Source organism: Flagellimonas sp., assembly GCF_965601775.1.
In the GTDB taxonomy this organism is placed as follows: Bacteria; Bacteroidota; Bacteroidia; order Flavobacteriales; family Flavobacteriaceae; genus Flagellimonas.
Map to the genome: position 1 here is coordinate 3,341,305 of NZ_OZ271837.1, position 20,143 is coordinate 3,361,447.

The 20,143-nt window shown below is 39.5% G+C and carries 21 protein-coding genes; 14 read left to right on the plus strand and 7 right to left on the minus strand.

Annotation, left to right across the window (positions count from 1 at the left end; all coding sequences use genetic code 11):
• Nucleotides 1-84 precede the first annotated feature (84 nt).
• The 6 genes from ACSLUF_RS15410 to ACSLUF_RS15435 all read left to right on the plus strand — a co-directional run bounded on the left by ACSLUF_RS15410 (nt 85) and on the right by ACSLUF_RS15435 (nt 4,531).
• Nucleotides 85-612 carry a rhodanese-like domain-containing protein gene (locus tag ACSLUF_RS15410; RefSeq protein ID WP_435623546.1) on the plus strand — a complete coding sequence of 176 codons (528 nt, stop codon included), beginning with the start codon at nt 85-87 and terminating at the stop codon, nt 610-612.
• The gene (locus tag ACSLUF_RS15415; protein WP_435623547.1) at nt 593-1,219 is read left to right on the plus strand and encodes a TIGR04282 family arsenosugar biosynthesis glycosyltransferase; all 627 of its coding nucleotides are present in this window, start codon (nt 593-595) and stop codon (nt 1,217-1,219) included. Before ACSLUF_RS15410 ends, ACSLUF_RS15415 begins: the two co-directional genes overlap by 20 nt.
• On the plus strand, nt 1,212-2,027 hold the full coding sequence (locus tag ACSLUF_RS15420) for a purine-nucleoside phosphorylase (protein WP_435623548.1): 816 nt from the start codon (nt 1,212-1,214) through the stop codon (nt 2,025-2,027). Before ACSLUF_RS15415 ends, ACSLUF_RS15420 begins: the two co-directional genes overlap by 8 nt.
• Nucleotides 2,024-2,989 carry an arsenosugar biosynthesis arsenite methyltransferase ArsM gene (gene arsM / locus ACSLUF_RS15425; RefSeq protein ID WP_435623549.1) on the plus strand — a complete coding sequence of 322 codons (966 nt, stop codon included), beginning with the start codon at nt 2,024-2,026 and terminating at the stop codon, nt 2,987-2,989. Before ACSLUF_RS15420 ends, arsM begins: the two co-directional genes overlap by 4 nt.
• 83 nt (nt 2,990-3,072) lie before the next feature.
• A complete protein-coding gene (locus ACSLUF_RS15430; RefSeq protein WP_435623550.1) occupies nt 3,073-3,840 on the plus strand; it encodes a DUF547 domain-containing protein in 768 nt (255 codons plus the stop codon).
• A complete protein-coding gene (locus ACSLUF_RS15435) occupies nt 3,827-4,531 on the plus strand; it encodes a TIGR04283 family arsenosugar biosynthesis glycosyltransferase (RefSeq protein ID WP_435623551.1) in 705 nt (234 codons plus the stop codon). Before ACSLUF_RS15430 ends, ACSLUF_RS15435 begins: the two co-directional genes overlap by 14 nt.
• A gap of 13 nt (nt 4,532-4,544) precedes the next feature.
• On the opposite strand, the gene ACSLUF_RS15440 is transcribed toward ACSLUF_RS15435, so the two are convergent.
• From ACSLUF_RS15440 to ACSLUF_RS15465, 6 genes are all read right to left on the minus strand, one after another.
• A complete protein-coding gene (locus ACSLUF_RS15440) occupies nt 4,545-5,471 on the minus strand; it encodes a hypothetical protein (RefSeq protein ID WP_435623552.1) in 927 nt (308 codons plus the stop codon).
• A gap of 60 nt (nt 5,472-5,531) precedes the next feature.
• Nucleotides 5,532-6,800 carry a POTRA domain-containing protein gene (locus ACSLUF_RS15445; protein ID WP_435623553.1) on the minus strand — a complete coding sequence of 423 codons (1,269 nt, stop codon included), beginning with the start codon at nt 6,798-6,800 and terminating at the stop codon, nt 5,532-5,534.
• Nucleotides 6,801-6,881: 81 nt separating this feature from the next.
• A complete protein-coding gene (locus tag ACSLUF_RS15450) occupies nt 6,882-7,628 on the minus strand; it encodes a hypothetical protein (RefSeq protein WP_435623554.1) in 747 nt (248 codons plus the stop codon).
• Entirely contained in the window at nt 7,628-8,629 is a 1,002-nt protein-coding gene (locus ACSLUF_RS15455) for a glycoside hydrolase family 113 (protein ID WP_435623555.1), read from the minus strand. The genes ACSLUF_RS15450 and ACSLUF_RS15455 overlap by 1 nt, the downstream gene beginning before the upstream one ends.
• Before the next feature lie 48 nt (nt 8,630-8,677).
• A complete protein-coding gene (locus ACSLUF_RS15460; protein WP_435623556.1) occupies nt 8,678-9,571 on the minus strand; it encodes a hypothetical protein in 894 nt (297 codons plus the stop codon).
• Between the two features lie 26 nt (nt 9,572-9,597).
• Complete coding sequence (locus tag ACSLUF_RS15465; RefSeq protein ID WP_435623557.1) at nt 9,598-10,320, minus strand: DUF547 domain-containing protein; 723 nt, start codon at nt 10,318-10,320, stop codon at nt 9,598-9,600.
• A 233-nt stretch (nt 10,321-10,553) separates the two neighbouring features.
• Here ACSLUF_RS15465 and ACSLUF_RS15470 point away from each other — a divergent pair, with 233 nt between their 5' ends.
• From ACSLUF_RS15470 to ACSLUF_RS15495, 6 genes are all read left to right on the plus strand, one after another.
• Complete coding sequence (locus ACSLUF_RS15470; RefSeq protein WP_435623558.1) at nt 10,554-11,903, plus strand: NAD(P)/FAD-dependent oxidoreductase; 1,350 nt, start codon at nt 10,554-10,556, stop codon at nt 11,901-11,903.
• Nucleotides 11,904-11,919: 16 nt separating this feature from the next.
• A complete protein-coding gene (locus ACSLUF_RS15475) occupies nt 11,920-13,524 on the plus strand; it encodes a 4Fe-4S binding protein (RefSeq protein WP_435623559.1) in 1,605 nt (534 codons plus the stop codon).
• A gap of 1 nt (nt 13,525) precedes the next feature.
• Nucleotides 13,526-13,999 (plus strand): toxin-antitoxin system YwqK family antitoxin, encoded by a 474-nt coding sequence (locus ACSLUF_RS15480; RefSeq protein WP_435623560.1) that lies wholly within the window; start codon nt 13,526-13,528, stop codon nt 13,997-13,999.
• The gene (locus tag ACSLUF_RS15485) at nt 14,000-14,689 is read left to right on the plus strand and encodes a glycosyltransferase family 2 protein (RefSeq protein ID WP_435623561.1); all 690 of its coding nucleotides are present in this window, start codon (nt 14,000-14,002) and stop codon (nt 14,687-14,689) included.
• Entirely contained in the window at nt 14,689-16,173 is a 1,485-nt protein-coding gene (locus ACSLUF_RS15490; RefSeq protein WP_435623562.1) for a cellulose synthase family protein, read from the plus strand. Before ACSLUF_RS15485 ends, ACSLUF_RS15490 begins: the two co-directional genes overlap by 1 nt.
• 107 nt (nt 16,174-16,280) lie before the next feature.
• Entirely contained in the window at nt 16,281-16,991 is a 711-nt protein-coding gene (locus tag ACSLUF_RS15495; RefSeq protein ID WP_435623563.1) for a helix-turn-helix transcriptional regulator, read from the plus strand.
• A gap of 36 nt (nt 16,992-17,027) precedes the next feature.
• Here the strand turns inward: ACSLUF_RS15495 and msrB are convergent, their stop codons facing one another.
• On the minus strand, nt 17,028-17,558 hold the full coding sequence (msrB, locus tag ACSLUF_RS15500) for a peptide-methionine (R)-S-oxide reductase MsrB (RefSeq protein ID WP_435623564.1): 531 nt from the start codon (nt 17,556-17,558) through the stop codon (nt 17,028-17,030).
• A 266-nt stretch (nt 17,559-17,824) separates the two neighbouring features.
• Between msrB and ACSLUF_RS15505 the strand changes: the two genes are divergently transcribed.
• Nucleotides 17,825-18,283 carry a GyrI-like domain-containing protein gene (locus ACSLUF_RS15505; RefSeq protein WP_435623565.1) on the plus strand — a complete coding sequence of 153 codons (459 nt, stop codon included), beginning with the start codon at nt 17,825-17,827 and terminating at the stop codon, nt 18,281-18,283.
• Between the two features lie 278 nt (nt 18,284-18,561).
• Nucleotides 18,562-19,938 (plus strand): mannosyltransferase, encoded by a 1,377-nt coding sequence (locus ACSLUF_RS15510; RefSeq protein ID WP_435623566.1) that lies wholly within the window; start codon nt 18,562-18,564, stop codon nt 19,936-19,938.
• Nucleotides 19,939-20,143: the final 205 nt, after the last annotated feature.

Sequence of the window (20,143 nt, forward strand, 5' to 3'; positions counted from 1 at the left end):
GTTGGGGTTAAATCTTCCCTTAAGATAATTATAAATATTTACCTCAATTAAAAAAGTAATGGGCATAGTCTTATTTTTGACCCTATGATTAAACCCCTTCTCTTCTTGTTGAGTCTGTTCCTGAATCTCAGCCTGCTTGCCCAGTCCCCAATCCATGAATCATTGGACACCCTAAATGTTGGAAGCATTGACTACATCTATCCTAAAAACCTGGCGCAACTAAAAGATGTGGTGGTATTAGATGCCCGGGAAAAGGAAGAGTTTGAGGTAAGTCACTTGAAAAATGCAATTTGGGTTGGATATTCGGATTTCGATATTGAAAAAACGAGCAAAATCCTTCCAGAAAAGAAAAAATCCATAGTGGTGTACTGTTCCATTGGGGCAAGGTCCGAGGATATTGGTGAAAAATTGGAACAGGCAGGTTATAAAAATGTAAAAAACCTTTACGGCGGAATTTTCCTCTGGAAAAACTCGGGTTATCCTGTTTTTGACGAATCCAATCAAAAAACTGAAAAAGTACATGCTTTCAGTAAGGAATGGGCCCACCTACTGACCAACGGAGACAAAGTTTACACCACCAAAAAAGATACCCTTGAAAAAGAAAGAGACTGATCTTTTGTTGATTTTCACCCGGAATCCTGGGCTTGGCAAATGTAAAACCCGATTGGCCGCCAAAATTGGTGATTCTGCAGCCCTGGAGGTCTACACATTCTTACTTCATCATACCGTGGCTTTTACCCAAAGTCTGGATGCCCATAAAATCGTCTATTATTCAGAGGAGATTTGGGAAAATGATATTTGGGATAATGGCCTATATCAAAAGCAACTGCAGATAGGCAACGATTTGGGAAAACGCATGAAAAATGCATTTGCCCAGGGTTTTGATTCAGGTTTTAAAAAAATCATTATCATTGGCAGTGATATGTACGATTTGTCCCAATCTGATTTGGAAGTAGCATTTTCCAAGCTTGATTCCCATGACTATGTGATTGGTCCAGCGGAAGATGGGGGATATTATCTCTTGGGAATGAAAGTTGAAAATTCGAAGGTTTTTCAAGATAAAGCTTGGGGTACCAAATCCGTTTTAGGTGACACTTTGAAAAATCTTGAAAAAGAAAGCCTCTTTGTGTTACCTGAAAAGAACGATGTGGACCACTATGAGGACATAAAGGATATTGAGGCGTTTCAGCCCTTTTTAAAACATATGACGAATGACTAAAAAACAAGTTGAAGAATCCCTTCAATATCTCAAAAAGAGGGGTTTTGATTCTCCTGAAATCGGAATCGTATTAGGTACAGGTTTAGGACAATTGGTGGATGAAATTGAGAATCCCATTGAGGCGCATTACAACCATATTCCCTATTTTCCATTGGCTACCGTTGAATTCCATTCCGGTAAGTTGATTTATGGCACAATCGAGGGGAAAAAAGTAGTGGTCATGCAGGGACGATTTCACTTGTACGAAGGCTACGACTTTTTGGATATTACCTACCCCATTCGAGTGATGCATGGTTTGGGAATCAAACGTTTGTTTGTTTCAAACGCGGCCGGGGCCATTAATCTTGATTTCAAGAAAGGGGATATCATGCTTATAGAAGATCATATCAATTTGCAAGGGGGCTCCCCGCTGGCATTTAAAAATGTGGTGGAATTTGGGGACCGTTTTGTGGATATGAGTGAACCTTATGATCTCGCCATGCGCCAAAAAATTGAGCAAATCGCAAAAAAAGAAAACATCTCCCTACAAAAGGGGGTATATGTTTCTGTAGTGGGTCCACAACTCGAAACCAAGGCCGAATATCGCATGTTGAAAATACTGGGAGCTGATGCTGTTGGAATGAGTACGGTTCCCGAAGTAATTGTGGCCAATCATTTACGACTACCTATTGTAGCCGTTTCGGTATTGACCGATGAATGCGATCCGGATAATCTGCAACCCATTAATATTCAAGAGATTATTGAAATTGCTGGAAAGACAGAACCTAAGATGATACAACTGTTTAAAGAATTAATAAAGGAAATATGAGTTATTTAGATGCAACCCAAGATTTGTATAAAGAAGCTGCCTTAACCCCAGATGTAGGCTTGTGCTGTACTACAAATCCAGTTTGGCAATTCCCAGGATTATCTATCCCCAAAATAATGCAGGAAATGAACTATGGATGTGGAAGTACGGTATCTGCTCAAGACCTAGTGGATGACCCCAAGGTGCTTTATGTAGGCGTTGGAGGTGGAATGGAGTTGCTCCAGTTTTCCTATTTTTCTCGTCAAGTTGGCGGCGTAACGGGGGTGGATTCTGTGGATGAAATGCTGGAGGCATCTAGAAAAAACTTCAAAATTGCTGAAGAAGAAAATGACTGGTTCAAAAGTGAATATGTCAATCTCGTTAAAGGAGATGCTTTAAATCTACCCGTAGAGGACGAAAGTATTGATGTAGCCGCACAAAACTGCTTGTTCAACATCTTTAAGATGGAAGATTTGAAAAAAGCGGTTTCCGAAATGTATCGCGTGTTAAAACCCCATGGAAGGTTAGTGATGAGCGACCCTACTTGTGAACAACCTATGAATGATGAGCTTCGGAATGATGATAGACTCCGTGCTTTGTGCTTAAGCGGAAGTATTCCAATCAAGGATTATGTAAAGGTATTGACCGATGCGGGCTTTGGAACAATAGAAATTCGGGCTAGAAAATCCTATAGGGTATTGACGCCTAATCACTACCCAACGGATGAATTAATTCATATCGAATCCATTGAAATTGCAGCTATAAAAGACCCAATGCCTGCGGATGGACCCTGCGTTTTCACCGGTAAAACGGCCATTTATTATGGGGACGAAGAGTACTTCGATGATAACAAGGGTCATGTACTGCTTCAAAATCAGCCTTTAGCTGTGTGTGATAAGACTGCTGCGGCACTAGGAGCGGCTTCGGACCAGATTCATGTTAGTGAAAGTACGTGGCACTACGACGGCGGAGGTTGCTGTTAAACAATTTTAACGAGGGCAAAATGAAAGTTTTGCCCTTTTTTTTAGACTTGTGTTATACCATTAAACCATAAAAATCTTATGCTATGAATTTTTGGGGTTACACTTTACTTTTTACATCCTTTTTTAATTGTCAGACCGAGCTCAACCATGAGACCGTTTTTGACTCGACAACCATTGCTCAGCAAATTGACATCGATACCGAAAAACCAGACCATACAGCATGGAACGATTTGCTAAAGAAATATGTGGATGATTTGGGCAATGTCAATTACAAAGGGTTCAAAGCCGATATCCAATCTTTAGAAACCTACATGAACACCTTAGCCAACACACCTCCAACAAGTTCTTGGTCCAAAGATGATAAGTTGGCCTACTATATCAATCTTTACAATGCCGCTACGGTTAAACTGATTGTGGACAATTACCCCACAAAGAGCATTAAGGATATTCCCAATAGATGGAAGAAAAAGTGGATTACTGTAGGGAATATTACCACCTCTCTAAAAGATATTGAGCACGAAGTACTTCGCAAAATGGATGAACCACGGATTCACTTTGCCATTAATTGTGCATCCTATTCTTGTCCAAAATTGCTCAACACAGCCTTTACTTCCCAGAATATGGAAAGTCTTTTATCCAAAACTGCTGCTGATTTTGTTAACGATACCAAAAGAAATCGGTTCCAAAATGGAAAAGCACAGCTATCCCGAATTTTCAAATGGTACAAGGGCGATTTTACAGAGAGTACCTCCCTCTTGGAATACATCAACCAATATTTGGAAAACCCAATAGACAACAAAGCAGATATTAGTTATCTGGATTACGATTGGAGTTTGAATGAAGCAAAGTAATCAGAAAATAAGCATACTAATTCCCGTACTGAATGAAGAAGAGGGCTTGGGCAATATGCTAAAGCATCTGAATTCAAGCATCACTTCATCCGAGGTTGAGGAAATCATATGCATTGATGGGGGAAGTACGGATAAGACGGTTTCCATAGCCATATCTTGCGGCGCTACAGTTATTGCTTCTGAAAGAGGTAGGGCTAAGCAAATGAATACGGGAGCCAGACATGCAACAGGGAGCATTCTTTACTTTTTGCATGCGGATACCCTCCCACCAAAAGGTTTTGACAAGATAATACTTGATGCGGTAGAAAAAGGAAGCCAGTCGGGGTGTTTTCGTATGAAATTTGACTCGGAAAATCCCATACTTCGTTTTTTCGCCTGGCTTACCCGAATCAACCACACCCTTTGCAGAGGTGGTGACCAGTCTCTTTTTATTGAAAAAGAGCTTTTTGAATCAACGAAAGGATTTGACGAAGACTACTTCATCTATGAGGACACGGAGTTCATCCAACGATTGTATACCCAGACGGAGTTTAAAATACTTCCGGATTATGTGATAACCTCAGCCAGAAAATATAGAGACAAAGGGTGGTTTAAGGTTCAATTCCATTTCGGGATGATTCATTTGAAGAATTACTTTGGAGCTGGCCCCGAAGAATTATATCGCTACTATCGCAAAAATATCTTGACGTAAAAAAAGGAAAACCTTATTCCTCTATCTCAAGGTCGGCATAATCCTTTAAAATACCATTGGCCAACCATTGTGCTAAGGTTTTTTTATTGGATATCAATTCAATGCCTTTGGCTTTGGATTCGCTTGAAGTACCATCAATGTCCAATAAACTTACTGCGGGGAGTACATTTTTGGCCAGATACAGCATTTTAGCATCCTCAAAAATGGCTTCAAGACTCTTGTATGAACGATTCTCAACACTGTGTTTTTGGAATACCTGCCTTAGGTTTTGTGCCAAACGTTCGCCTTCTTCACTTTTTTCGTGATGATACACTGAAACATCCATTCTTCGGCGAATTTGTCCGTTGGCTCGCAAAATCAAAAGGCGCTGATACTTTCCAATATTTTTAAGATACCTTTTGTTTATGGCGCCAACATATGCCCCCATGAGTTCCAAACCCTTGTCTTTTGCGGAAGTGTAAGTAAATCCTTTCTGCTCAAGAATAAAAACATGCGCTCCATTTTCCAATAGTGTCTTCGCCAAATTCCGTTCCACTTCATTAGTAAAGCTGTTTTGGGCATTTGATTCATTTTCGGTGATGAGATAGTACACAACATCTTTTAGAGCATCACTTTTTTTGGATAGCTTCTGAAGCCCTTTTTCAAAGATGGGTTCTTCCTCATTTGAAGCCAGCAATACCCTTATCCCGAGATTTTTAAAAGATTCTGAAGCATACGGAATATAGTATTCCCTCCCCACATGCAGAAAACTTCCGTCCTTAAGGTTTACTTCATTGAGCTCAACAAATTTCTGATAGTGCTGTACGGGATCTAGGCCTTGTTTGCGCAAAATGGAGTAGATGCCATCGCCAGGTTCAGCAACTACTTTATATGGTTTTTCTTGGGCCCAACAAGAGAATACAAACGCACCCCACAATATCAATGTGAGTATATTTTTCATCAAAAAAGGATTTTGCTGGGATGCTTTACAAATATCCAAAAAAAAGCATGAAGTACGACATTAAAAATACTGTCCTATGCCAAAAACTACACCACGGGAGGAGTTTGTAGTAATCCCTTGGCCATAATCAATCCTAAAAATGGCATTGAATATTCGTTTATGGATAAAACGGAGACCCACACCGGGATATATTCTCAAGTTTTGGTCATCACCAAAATCACTAAAATCCCCTCCTGGATTTCTCCATGTTCCACCATCTACAAAAACATTGCTTTGAAGAACAAACCAATTTTTATCTATAAGGGTATGCCGGTATTCCGTATTCAAAACAATAGCAGCGGTACCGCGATCTATAAGGTTTCCTACTCCACGTATGTTCAAGTTATTATCAACTGCGAAGGGAGCGAATGGTGTGTCCAAATTGCTGGACAATCCCAATCGTAGTCGACTTGCCCAATTTCCTTTTTCGCCCACCCGCACAAAATAAGTGAAATCATTAAAGCCAATCCAAAATGGTGGGAGTTGTCCATCATCACTTCGGACATATTGCAGATTCAACGAACTTTTAAATCCTGATAGGTATTGATAATGAAACTTAATCGCATCATAATTATAAAGGAATTTCAGCAAATGTTTATTGACCCTAAGTGCCAAAGGAACGTTTGGGTCCGTATCCCCACTGAGAAACTCATAATCTTCGGTAAAAAAATTGATTCCAAACTCAAATCTATGCCTGAAATTGAGCTGAAAAAGGGCCAGGGCCTCAATGGATTCATTGTTATATTTATAATCGGCGCTCCCATTATCCAAAAAGACGGGTTCCTCGGTAGTCAAATCTTGGTAACTAATGGCCAGGCCCCACTTTCGGCCAAAAATATTGGGAGCACGAATATGGGCGCCAAAGGAATCAAAAATATCGCGTTGGTAAAATCCACCCAAAGTAATATTCCGGCCCAATACGTTGAATTCCTGTAATCCAACCCGAAAGGCAAACTCATCATCATTTGAAGTGAAAATACTGGCAAAAGGAATTAGAGTAAAATTTTCCTCAATTCCATAGACCACATCATAGTGGTTTTCTTTTAGTGATTCAGAAACTTGGTAATAGGCATGGGAAATTGAGGGTAGGCGTTTAAGTCGATACATGTCCTCTTCCATCTTGGTAGTATCCAAAGCAGCTCCAATTTCCAGTTTTATGATTTTTTCCAGAAAAGAGCTCTTGGTCCTTTCGTTACCTTGAAGGATCAGGCTGGCAACTTTGGGGGCTTGGCCGTATCCAAAAAATACGCACAAAAAAATCAGTAAGGTTACCAAGCACCTAGGAGTCACAGTAATTTCTTTTTTGTTAAAGCTAACGTATTCGTTTCAGAAATTCTAAGTGTTTTGCCGTCACCCGTGTTAAAACTTGATTTATTCAAACTCAAAAGGAATTTCTGAGAACAAATTCACCCAATTATCTTCGCTGACCGCCAGCAATGTAAAATTGTATTGTGTTTCAGGGGTTAGTATTGGAGGTGTTTCTTCCGTAATGTTCAAAACCACATTATCCAATTTGTAGTATTGGAATCTTCTTTCAAAAGTATAGGTCCCAGATAAAAAGTCATTAGAGGCATTGGTCACCACGTGGAAATAGATTATCGAATCCGTAAAAGTTCCATCCTCCCAAGTGAATTCTGGCATATTTCCTATGGAAAAATCCGTCATCACATTTTCGGGCAAATATTCAGTGGGTTTGGAACGTTGTTTTAGTCGGATAGGGTTGGAAACATGAATGGCCCCCTCTTCTTCAAAAGTTACAATGACCCATTTTTCTTCATTAGGTTCCACTTCATATCGCAACAAATAACCATTGAAAACATCTAACAAAGGTAGTTCTCGCCGCGTATATTGAGAAAAGTCATCCTTATCCACCTCAGATGTGGCCGTTTCATAATATCGAATATTATTAACACCAGGTCTGGGATAAAGATAAACATCGACTACTTCCGAATTTTCTTGACTTGCAGCACATGCAATTACATTGTCCAAAACCACTTCCCTCCCTTCCAAAAAGGAATCCAATTGGGAGTCATCCAAAATACCGTTGTCGTCTTCATCGGAAGAACACGAACAAAGGGTTAGAATGAGTACTATGAAAGAGGCTTTAACGTATTTCATCAACTTTTGGCAAAAAATTCGCGAATGGTATCTTCCGCTGGTTTGTTTTGCGGGGTGAAGCGATTGTCCTCGTCCCCTCCTGATCGATCATGATGGATGAACCATTTCCAAATAAAACCTCCAGCAAACCATTCCTCATCCCAAAACTCATCAAAAATGGCTTGGGTCGCATCAGCCTGTGCCTTTAGGTTGACATCCATTTCATTTTGGTCTACCAACCAGGGTTTCTTAGCTGTATAATCCATGCTTCTATACCCAAATTCAGTGAAAAGAATAGGTTTGTCCTTGGCATTGGATAAATCAACCAGTTTTGTTTTCCAGGGTTGCCATCCTGATTTTAACTCTTCCATGGTTGGGTATCGTTCCTCAGATAATGGAAAATAGGCATCCACTCCAATAAAGTCCAACTCTTCCCAAAATGGAGTTCTGGAGTATTCATCCCAATTGGCCGCATATGTCAATTTTCCTGAGTAGATACCTTTTATTTCTTTTATAAGTTGTTGCCAGTAATTTGGCCTATTCTTCACAAATTCTTCCAGCTCGGTACCAATACAAAGTATTTCAACCTTGGTTTCTTGGGCTAGCTTTGCGTAGGTCAAAATGAAATCTTTGTAGGTCTTTTCAAGTGTTTTCCAATCCGCTTCAGATTTCATAACCATATCCCCAGTGAACTCTCCGCGCCATATCCATATTTGAGGCTTCATCATAATTTTAACCCCGCTCGCCTGTAGCATTTTGATATATTGCTTGGCCCCCTTTCTTGTTTCTCCATACCACTGCCGATCTGTATCAAAAATTATTTTCGGCGAATTTAAATTTCTAGCAAACCCAAAGGGCATTACTGCTGCATAGTTGGCGTTGACCTTTAAAACCGGGTCTATATGGGTTTGGTCGACTTTTTCCCGCGACCCTACAAAACTGACCCCATTTATTTTCTCTTTTTTTTGACTAGTGCAGGAAAATTGGAGTAAAAACAAAAAAAGAAGCCCTAATTTCTTCATAGTTTAAGAATTAAGACTTCTAATTTAGGCTTTTATGTATGGTTTTGACTAGAACACTGCGCGCAAACCTATGTTAAAAGTTTCACCAAGACCGGTATCCCTTCCCCTTACGAAATTAGTATAGAGAAATTCCACATTTAACTCCTTGGTTAATTGATATTTGGCGCCTCCTCCTAGGGCTGTAAAGTTCTGACTAAAGTCGTTGCCCAAGTCTATCAACTCTGTATGCTGTCCCAGAACCAAAACGGTAAACTTACTACTCGGAAAGTAACTCAAAAATACACCTGGCGTCAAGCGTAAGCTATTGTTTGCAAAGCTACCTTCAACGGTTATCCCATTCACATCCCGAACTGCATCATCCCCAAAGTTGTACTCTGAATTAATTTCGGTGAATATTTGCCATTTTTTACCTGGAAAAGTATAGTCATAGAAAAAACGATTCTGCCATGTAAAGCCGTCCTGGTCCAAGAATACGCCATTTTCATCCACTTCTTGGTCAATAAGGGGAATAGAGAAAGAGCTAAGAATGGAAAAATTACCCACTCTTTTAAAAGGAACTATTTTGATGGAAGGCGCAATAGATGTCAATCCCGAAGTATTTCTACGTTCTGTTGTTCCATTTTCCAAGATAAAATCCCTACCATTGGCTCTAAATTCTGCAATAACCCCTACGTTTATTCTTTTGGTATCAGAAACCCCCGTGAATATCTCCAAGGTTGAGGTAAAGAAATTTTGACGGATTCCATCTTCCTCCGCAAAAGTACTCTCGTTTTGAGTATACAGGTTGTTGAACAGTTTAATGTCCCATTGTCCCTTTCCGATAAGCTTGGAAGGGGTCAAGTTTTGAATATTACTTCCAGCTTGATCATCATCTTGGGCAGATATAAAGGTTGCTCCAAGAAAAAGGGCAACAAAAAAGGTGTTTTTAATTATTGTTTTCATGATATGTTGAGTAGTTATTGTTTTTCTTATTTGATTTCATTCAAGGCCCAATCGTAGCTGTAGTAGCCTACTTTTGATTTCGGGTCTAATTTTTCTTTGCGGTATTGATTCACATATTCTATCAAGTTCTTTCCACCCTGGGTAAAATCTCCGGTATACCATTCAAAGATTTGGGAAAGGTTTACTCTTTTTCCTTTGACTTGAATGAAATTGGGATTATTCAACGCCAATTCGGTTTGTTGTTGTAATTGCGATTCCAGTTTTTCTGGAGTGTAGGCGCTATTGATTATGGGAGGACATCCCAAACCGGCACAGACAAGCACAAAATGGAATCGGGATTCTTGTGGAAAAACAGCACGCAGCAATTTGTTTTCTATATCATTTAAGGTCGTGTTCTGGCCTCCAATATCATAGGTCTTTTTATCAAAGAACCCGGCCTTATTCAATGGTGATTTAATTGGGTAATTGTCTACAATTCCTTTTATCACTGAAAGGTTATAACCATTAATCCAAAAAGCCTGATAGGTCTTCGCATCGCTTTTGGAAACTCTTATATCTTTGGCCAATTTCAATAATTCTTCCAGAGAAGACGGATTGGCTTTTATGTCTTTGTAGGCTACTCTACCGTTAGTAACATATGTACTGAAGAAAGTGTCTGCCTTGGAAAAGAATTCTGAGGTTCCCTGACCAAATCCCAATTGGGCAAAGGCAAGCAACAGAACTGCGATTAGTGTTTTATGTGTTTTCATTTAAATTGTTTTGTTGATTAAAACTGACCATTATGTCGAGGGTCATTTTAACACCATACAAGCGTGCTAAATTTTTATGATATATTTAAGATTTTAATAATCAGCGTGTTACATGTTCGCTACGTGAACACTAACCTTACGGCATCTTTCCATATTTAAATTGTTTCTAAATAATTCTTTTTTGATAAGTTCCTATCTTTAAAAACGACACATCCAACAACCAATAATACCACATGGAGAACATCGTTATTATCGGAAATGGCATTGCAGGTGTTTCAGCCGCTCGCCATATTCGAAAACTTTCCGACAAAAGAATCATTATTGTTTCTGCCGAGACCGACTACTTTTTTTCTAGAACAGCTTTAATGTATGTGTATATGGGACACATGAAATTTGAGCACACCCAACCCTATGAAAATTGGTTCTGGGAGAAAAACCGAATTGAACTTGTGAATGCGTTCGTGAACAAAGTAGATACGGAAAATAAGGCGCTTACCCTTGATGGCTCAAGAACGCTTCATTATGACAAGTTGATTTTGGCCACAGGTTCCAAGCCCAATAAATTCGGATGGCCCGGTCAAAACCTCCATGGGGTTCAAGGTTTGTATTCCAAACAAGATTTGGATTTGCTGGAAGTCAATGCACCCAATAAAGAAATTTGTAAGAGAGCCGTAATCGTAGGTGGTGGGCTTATCGGAATTGAATTAGCAGAGATGCTTCGTACCCGAGACATTCCGGTCACCTTTTTAGTACGGGAAAGTAGTTTTTGGAATGGGGTTTTGCCCGAGGGTGAATCCCAAATGATCAATGAGCACATTCTTGAGCACCATATCGACCTACGACTGGCTACCAATCTGAAAGAAATTATTTCCGACGAAAATGGAAAGGTAAAATCAGTAATTATTGCGGAAACGGGAGAAGAATTGGCCTGTGATATGGTTGGACTGACTGCTGGAGTGACTCCTAATATGGATTTTCTAAGGGATTCAGGAATTGAGTTAGGTAGAGGAATAAAAGTCAACCGATTTTTGGAAACCAACGTAACTGATGTTTATGCCATAGGTGATTGCGCTGAACAACATGAGGCTATTGGAAATCGAAGACCTATAGAAGCCGTATGGTACACGGGAAGAATGATGGGTGAAACTGTTGCCCAAACCATTTGCGGCAATCGAATCGAATACAAACCCGGACACTGGTTTAACTCTGCTAAATTTTTGGATATCGAATACCAAACCTACGGTTGGGTGTTTTCGGAAAGAGGCATGAAAGACTATGAAGCCCATTTTCACTGGAGACATCCTTCAGAAAAACTCTGCATTACCGTAGCTTATAATAAAGAAACGGAACGATTTCTAGGTATCAATACCTTCGGAATTCGTATGCGACATGAAATGTTTGATAGATGGTTGACCGAAGAAAAGGATGTTAACTATGTAATGCAGCATTTAGCAGATGCTAATTTTGACCCAGAATTCTACAAGCATCACGAATCCGCCATACTATCCAAATACAATTCGGATAGAGGCACTTCCTTAAAGGCCAAAAAGAAAAGTTTCAAAAGAATATTTCAACTCACATAAAGACAATCCTAATATCATGAGCACTTACGATAGAAGCATGGCCCTTACCGGTCAGCCTCCCAAAGAAATCAATTTAAATCAAAAAATAGCCTCCATTGTGGGTATGCTAGGACTGGCCATTCTATTGTTGGCTACGTTTAATGTGAGTTTCCCCAACAAGACCCTTTGGCTTACGCTAGCCCTGGTTTCCATTTCAGGAGGGACCTTATGGTTTGCTTGGGAGCAGTACAGAGGGAAATACCCTGGAATTAAAAATGATGGTGTTTGGTTTAAATCCCTTACCAATCTTGGTTTTTGGGGCTGGATAGCAGGCTTGGCCATTACTACGTTTTATGTGATTCTTTACTTTTTTCCTGAATATCTAGGTCTGGTCAATGGAGGAGACAATAAAGGAGTTATTGGTCTATTTGACCCATTGAGTAAAGCCTTAAGCGGCAATCCTGCCAGTCAGTGGTTTGTTTATGGGGCGCTGTACACTGTTGCCATTTTGGTGTTTGGCGTAAAATTCATGTGGAAGTACCGACACAACAGATATGAAAGAATCCGAACGTTGAGTGTAATGTTCTTTCAAACTTCCTTCGCTTTTTTGATTCCAGAGTTTATGGCACGATTGAATGGAAGTTCAGTCCTTCAAGGGGGAAGTCTGCCTTTTTTGGATTTGAAAAACATTTGGCCACTGAACTATTACAATTTTGAATCCTATCGTATTAAAGGCTTTTTAAGTTCAGGCGATATTGGCTTTGCTATGCTCATTTTTGCCATTCTTTCCGTATTTGTGATTACACCTTTTTTAACCTATAAATTTGGAAAGCGTTGGTATTGCTCTTGGGTATGCGGATGTGGGGGTCTTGCCGAGACTATTGGTGACCCTTTCAGGCAATTGAGTGACAAATCAGTTAAAGCCTGGAAAGTAGAGCGATGGGTGATTCACAGCGTAGTGGTTTTTGTTACCCTCATGACCACTGCAGTTATTTATTCCTACCTAGGAAATGACACAAGCAAATATTGGTTAACCAAAACAACCTTTCTTTTGGGAGTGGCCACTCTATTGACCTTGGTATTTGCTTGGGTAATGATTTTCAAACGTGACCAACTGCAAAAAGATGCCAAATATGGGGCTATCGGATACTTTGTTATTATCATATCACTAATTGCAATTCACTTTTTTAGTGGTGAAGGGCACGTATTCTTGTTCAAATCCGGAGCCCTACGTAAAAATTACTCCTTCCTTATTGGAAGTATCTTTTCCGGTGTGATAGGAACTGGATTCTATCCCATCTTCGGAAACCGTGCCTGGTGCCGATTTGGCTGTCCTATGGCTGCCATGATGGGCTTTCAACAACGACTATTCTCTAAATTCAGAATCACCACCAATGGTGGACAGTGTATTTCTTGCGGAAACTGTTCTACCTACTGCGAAATGGGAATAGATGTACGCGCCTATGCCCAAAAAGGCGAAAACATTGTGCGTTCAAGTTGTGTAGGATGTGGTATTTGTTCTGCCGTTTGCCCAAGAGGTGTACTTAAGTTGGAAAATGGTCCTTTACAAGGAAGAATTGATAGCAACCAAGTGTTGTTGGGGAATGATGTTGACTTGATGGAATTGGTGAACTCAAAATAAGATGTTGCGGTTTTTCCTGGTTTTTATTTTTTTGACCTCACCTACTTCCTTAAAAAAAGAATACCATCGCGAATACCATGAAAATGGTGTGATAAAAGCTCAAGGATGGATAAAAGGAGATTCCAAGGAAGGATTCTGGAAGTTCTACTTTCCCAATGGAAAAATAAAGGAACAAGGCCATTTCAAGAATAATCAAAAAGTGGGGTATTGGTATTTTTATTCAAAAGATGGTAAACTGGACATGGAGGGACATTATGTAAAGGGCAATATGGTAAAATGGTGGTTGTTCTATGATCATAATGGAAAAATCAATCATAAATGTCAATTGCACAAGGGAGTTAAAAATGGCTATTGTCTGAAATACAAGGATGAAAAATTGAAATCAGCCCAAAAATATAGCAACGGGAAAAAAATCAAGGAGTGGTATGATTTCCGAAGCTTTAAGAAAGAAAACAAACTCTCTGATTTAAAATAAATGACGGATATCAGAGTCATCATCCCGGCAGTTAATGAAGGGGATTCCATTGCCAAAGTTGTTGAAGAAATCCCCGATTCCGTATCAGAAATCATTGTAGTGAATAACGGTTCTACGGACGATACGGTTGAAAATGCGGAGAAAGCGGGTGCTACAGTTCTCACGGAAAACAGAAAAGGATACGGTTACGCCTGTCTTAATGGAATGGAATATGTTGACAAACAATCCAAAAAGCCCGATATCATCGTATTTATTGATGGAGATTACTCAGATTATCCGGAAGAATTAGATAAGATAGTGGCTCCTATTCTGGAAAACGACATTGATTTTGTGGTTGGGGCGCGAAAAAAATCACTTCGCGAACCAGGTTCCATGACTCCGCAGCAAGTTTTTGGTAATCAATTGGCCACTTTTTTGATGCGATTGTTTTTTGGGGCAAAATTTACGGATTTGGGACCTTTTCGTGCCATAAAATACGAAAAGCTCAAAGCTTTGGAAATGGAAGATAAAACCTACGGCTGGACCGTGGAGATGCAACTGAAAATTTTACGTAAAAAAATGTCATATATCGAAGTACCAGTGCGTTATAAACAAAGAATTGGCGTTTCAAAAGTTTCTGGAACCGTAAAAGGTACTATATTTGCTGGCGTAAAAATTTTGGGTTGGATCTTTAAATACAGTTTAAAATAATGGGACTAACAATTGCTTGGATTATTATCGCTATTTACAGTACCGCATTGATTTTGATATTCTGTTACAGTCTGGCGCAGTTGAATCTTTTAATCAACTACCTGTCGCACAAAAGACAAAACGAAGAAGCACCCAAATTCAACCTTCTCGACCCGAAAGAGATTCCGTATGTGACCATACAGCTTCCCATTTATAATGAGGAGTACGTTATGGAGCGATTACTTGATAATATTGCCAAAATTGAGTATCCAAAGAGTAAATTGGAAATTCAAGTGCTGGACGACTCCACTGATGATTCAGTTTTGGAAACTGCTGAGCGCATCGAGGAACTTCGGAAAACTGGTTTGGATATTCAACATATTCGAAGAGAAAATAGAGTAGGTTTCAAAGCTGGAGCCCTGAAAGAAGGTCTAGCCACTGCAAAAGGTAGTTTTGTAGCCATTTTCGATGCAGATTTCCTTCCCGAAAGCGATTGGTTGAAGAAAACCGTTCCCTATTTTAAAGACGAGGAAATCGGAGTGGTTCAAACCCGATGGGGGCATATCAACAGAGATTATTCCACGCTCACCCGAATCCAGGCCTTTGCTTTGGACGCACACTTCACCCTCGAACAAGTAGGTAGAAATTCCAAAGGACACTTTATAAACTTTAATGGAACCGCCGGAATCTGGAGAAAAGAGTGTATCCTGGATGCCGGAAACTGGGAGGGCGATACCCTAACCGAAGACTTGGACCTTAGCTACCGTGCCCAGTTGAAAAATTGGAAATTTAAGTATTTGGAAGATGTGGAAACTCCTGCGGAACTGCCTGTAGTAATGAGTGCCGCGCGTTCACAACAATTCCGTTGGAACAAGGGAGGTGCAGAAAATTTCAGGAAAACGGTTTGGAGCGTTATTACTGCTAAGAATATTCCTTTTAAGACCAAGTTTCATGGAGTAATGCATCTTTTGAACAGCTCTATGTTTTTGTGTGTATTTATTGTGGCTTTGTTGAGTATCCCAATGCTCTACATCAAAAATACCTACGGACACTTGGGTCTGGTTTTTCAGGTGACCAGCTTCTTTATCATCAGCACCATTATTCTTTTTATATGTTACTGGTTTACTTATAAAAGTATCCAAGGCAGTAGCTTTGATAATTTTGTGGATTACATCAAATTGTTCTTCACCTTCTTCTCAGTCGCCCTTGGGTTTTCCCTTCACAATTCCATTGCAGTTATGGAGGGTCATATGGGCAAACGCAGTGAATTTGTAAGAACACCAAAATTCAATATCAATAACCTTACCGATAGTTGGAAAGGCAACAAATATCTAGCTAAAAAATTGTCCCCAAACATGGTTGTTGAGTTTGCTTTAATGGTTTACTTCTTGTTTGGTATGTATAGTGCCATTCCTTTGAATGATTATGGATTGTTCCCATTCCATTTAATGCTCTTTTTAGGTTTTAGCTTTGTTTTCTTTAAATCCTTGACGGCAAAGGCTTAATTTGTTTCCTACGTCATTTAGAATTTATTTAGGAATATCGTTGGGTTTTCTAACGAAGGCAAAATAGCTACATTTATCTCATCAGAATCTTATATTTCTGATGTAGCATGGAAGAAAAACCAAGACTTTCTCGACTTACGGCAATTTTAACTCAACTACAATCCTCGAGGATTGTAACGGCTAAAACTTTGGCTGAAAAGCATGAGGTTAGCATACGGACCATTTACCGGGATATACGGACTCTAGAAAAATCAGGAGTCCCCATTATTACAGAAGAAGGAAAAGGCTATTCCATGATGGAAGGATATCAACTCCCTCCTGTCATGTTTACAGAGGACGAGGCCAATGCGCTAATAACAGCAGAACAATTGGTGGTCAAAAACAAGGATGCCTCCTTCGTCCAATATTATTCCGAAGCTATTTTAAAAATAAAAGCCCTTTTAAAGGGTTCACAAAAGGACAAAGCCAGCCTACTTAAAGACCGTATCTATTTTACCGATAACTTCACCCGAGAAACGACCAGCAGTTATCTCATGCGAATTCAATCGGCGCTTACCAACTTTCAAGTCTTAAATATTGACTATCTCTCCTTGGAAAACAAGTCCACCAATCGAGATATAGAACCTTTTGCGCTATACAGTACCCAAGAAAAGTGGCTGCTTATCGCATATTGCAGACTACGGAAAGCTTTTCGGGTATTTCGAGTAGACCATATCCAAAAGGTTACAAACACCAATGAAGTGTTTGAATCACATAACATGACCTTAGAGGAATATTACAAATCCTACGATAGGTACAACGGCAATCATTCGGATTGAGAGTAAAACTGTTTTCCTTAGAAGTGCTGGAAAATCTTATTTGCCGTGCTTATCTTGCCATTCTTTTACAATCCCGGGCAATTCATCTCCCTCTGCAACAAAAATCATTGAAGCAGAATTCATGCAATATCTCAAACCTGTTGGTGCTGGACCATCATTAAACACGTGGCCAAGATGAGACCCGCTTCCACTGTCTACCACCTCAGTACGAACCATGCCATGGCTTCTGTCAACTAATTCTTTAACGGCATTTTCATCAATAGGCTTATAAAAACTAGGCCATCCGGTTCCTGACTTAAACTTATGCTCAGAGCTGAACAAAGGCTGACCTGTGGCGGCAGAATAATACGTTCCTTTTTCCTTGTTGTCCCAATACTCCCCTGTAAAAGCATATTCCGTACCCTGCTGGCGTAGAATGTAAAACTGCTTATCAGAAAGTATCTCCTTCCATTCTTCATCTGATTTTTGAATGGGGTAAGCGCCTGTTTCCTGATTTGAACTGGGTTTTGTCTGGCAAGACGCAGTAAAATATGCAAGGCTGAGAACTAGAATAAGAGATAATCGCATCGTTTTTTTCTTTTTCAACTTAGTCGTAAAGTTAACCCATTTGCTTACCAAAAACTTTGTAGATACTATGGAATTGTTTTGTACAGCTTGATAATATCGAACAAATACGAATTACTGTCTTGTCTATACGTTTTATAGGTGTGAATCTTTTCAAAAACTAAATGCAATTGATTCAAAATCAAATAAGTTAGATGATTTTTAGACCCCTGACACACCCTTGTCACATTGTGGGTTTACATTTGTCTAAATCTTAAAAATCAATCATCATGACAAGCACAAAAAAGGAAGAGCTGACCATTGTCGGAATCGCAATAAGGACATCCAACGCACCTAGAAAAGGTGAAAGGGATATTCCAAAGTTGTGGGAGAAATTTATGGCCGAAAATATCATAAGTCGTATCCCAAACAAGGTGGATGAAACCATCTATGCTATTTACACCGACTATGAAGGAGACCACTCGCAACCCTATACCTTAGTTATTGGCTGTAAAGTATTTAGTTTGGACAATATTCCCGAGGACATGACCGTGAAAATCATTCCGGCATCCAACTATACACAATTTACCGCCAAAGGGGATTTGACCAAAGATGCTGTCATCAATACCTGGATGGAAATCTGGAATACAAACTTGGAAAGAACCTACACCACAGATATTGAAATTTATGGCGAGAAAGCCATGGACCCTACCAATGGGGAAGCAGAAATATTGGTGGCTACTGCCTAAAATTCAATCAATCAAAAACGAACAGTCATGAAAAATAAAGTGCATAAAAATCATCAATTTGGGTTCTTTAGTATGGCAAGCCGATCAGTTATTGGTCGTAGTCCTCAAGGTAGAACAGAAAAGTATAAAGCATATGGGTTAAAGCAAAAACGATGGTTTTCCATTCGATTTGTACATGAATCACCATGAAGTAATCAACATTTAGCTTATTTCGTTCAAAGCAATCTCAATCCAATATTATTTTATACTTTTTGTCTTGCTAAATTATTCTGCCGGCAATGCACGACGCGTTCTCAAAATTTTGGAACCTCAACAGAATTCCTTTACTGCTATGTTTGGTAAGTATTTTGTTCTATCTGAGCTTTGCCTATGACCTCAATCGTGAAGATTTCCCAAAACTTTTGGGGCTATATGTTGGTTTGTTTTTCTTGTATTATAAATTGGCTCAACTACAGCAGTGGAATTTTAAATTCCTTTTGGCCGTTGGAATACTTTTTCGATTGGGTTTTCTCTTCGCTGAACCAAATCTTTCGCAGGACTTTTATCGCTTTATATGGGATGGGCAATTGATTAAAAATGGTATCAATCCCTACCTCTATATGCCCAATCAGATTATGGAATGGTCTCAGATACCTATTGCTAATTATCATATCCTTTTTGATGGCATGGGGGAATTGAGCGCCAAACATTTTAGTAATTATCCTCCACTCAATCAGGTAACTTTTGTCATTGCAGCTTTCTTAGGTGGGAAAAGTATTATGGGAAGTATTATTGTTTTAAGGATTCAGATTATCCTTGCCGATATTGGTATAGTGTATTTCGGAAGAAAGTTGTTGCAGCATTTGAAAATGGAACCCGGTCTAATTTTCTGGTATTTCCTAAATCCTTTGGTGGTTATTGAGCTTACTGGAAATCTACATTTCGAGGGAACCATGCTCTTTTTCTTCGTTTGGGCCCTGTATTTGTTAATCAAAAAACAATGGATAGCTGCCGCTCCGGTGTATGCATTTTCCATTCTGGTGAAATTGGTTCCTATCCTGTTCTTGCCCTTGTTCTTAAGGTATCTAGGATTTAAAAAGAGTGTTGGATTCTATACTTTGGTTCTTACCACCTGCATTGCTTTCCTTGCTCCCTTTTACACCCCAATTTTTATTGATAATTATTCTGAAACCGTTGGACTTTGGTTTTCCAATTTCGAATTCAACGCGGGAATCTATAACGTGGTCAAATCCATCGGAGTCAATTTTTTTGAAGCAAAGCCTTGGGAGCTGATAAAAAGCTACGGTAAGGTTATGGCCATTTCAGTAATCGCTATAGCCCTTGTTCTTACCTTCTTTAGGAAGAATGAAAACTTCAAAACTTTACTCCAATCCATGCTTTGGGTTCTTTTTGCCTATTTGGCCCTGTCCAGTACGGTGCACCCATGGTATATAATTTTCCTGTTGACCCTTAGTTTGCTCACAAATTATAAGTTCCCAATCCTTTGGACACTCGTGGTCATATTGAGCTATTGGGCGTATTCCAATCCAGATTTCACAGAAAATCTTTGGCTTTTAGGTATTGAATATTTAACGGTCTTTGCCTTTTTGATTTATGAATTGACCACTAAGTCCTCAAAAAAGTTAGATTTCTTCAAAAAAACATCTCCAAATTAGGGAGGTTGGAATTAATTTGTACATTTATCCCTGTAATGAACGGACAGAACTACATATTAACTTCTTTGAGCACCATCGCTCCCGTACGTCCTTTCGCACCACGTCGTCGCCCGTAAGGGTGCACACTAGTTATGGAAATAGGTGAGTCCATTTCCGCAAAAACCATCAAATCCTTAGTTCAAATTTTAGTCTAAATCGAATTGGC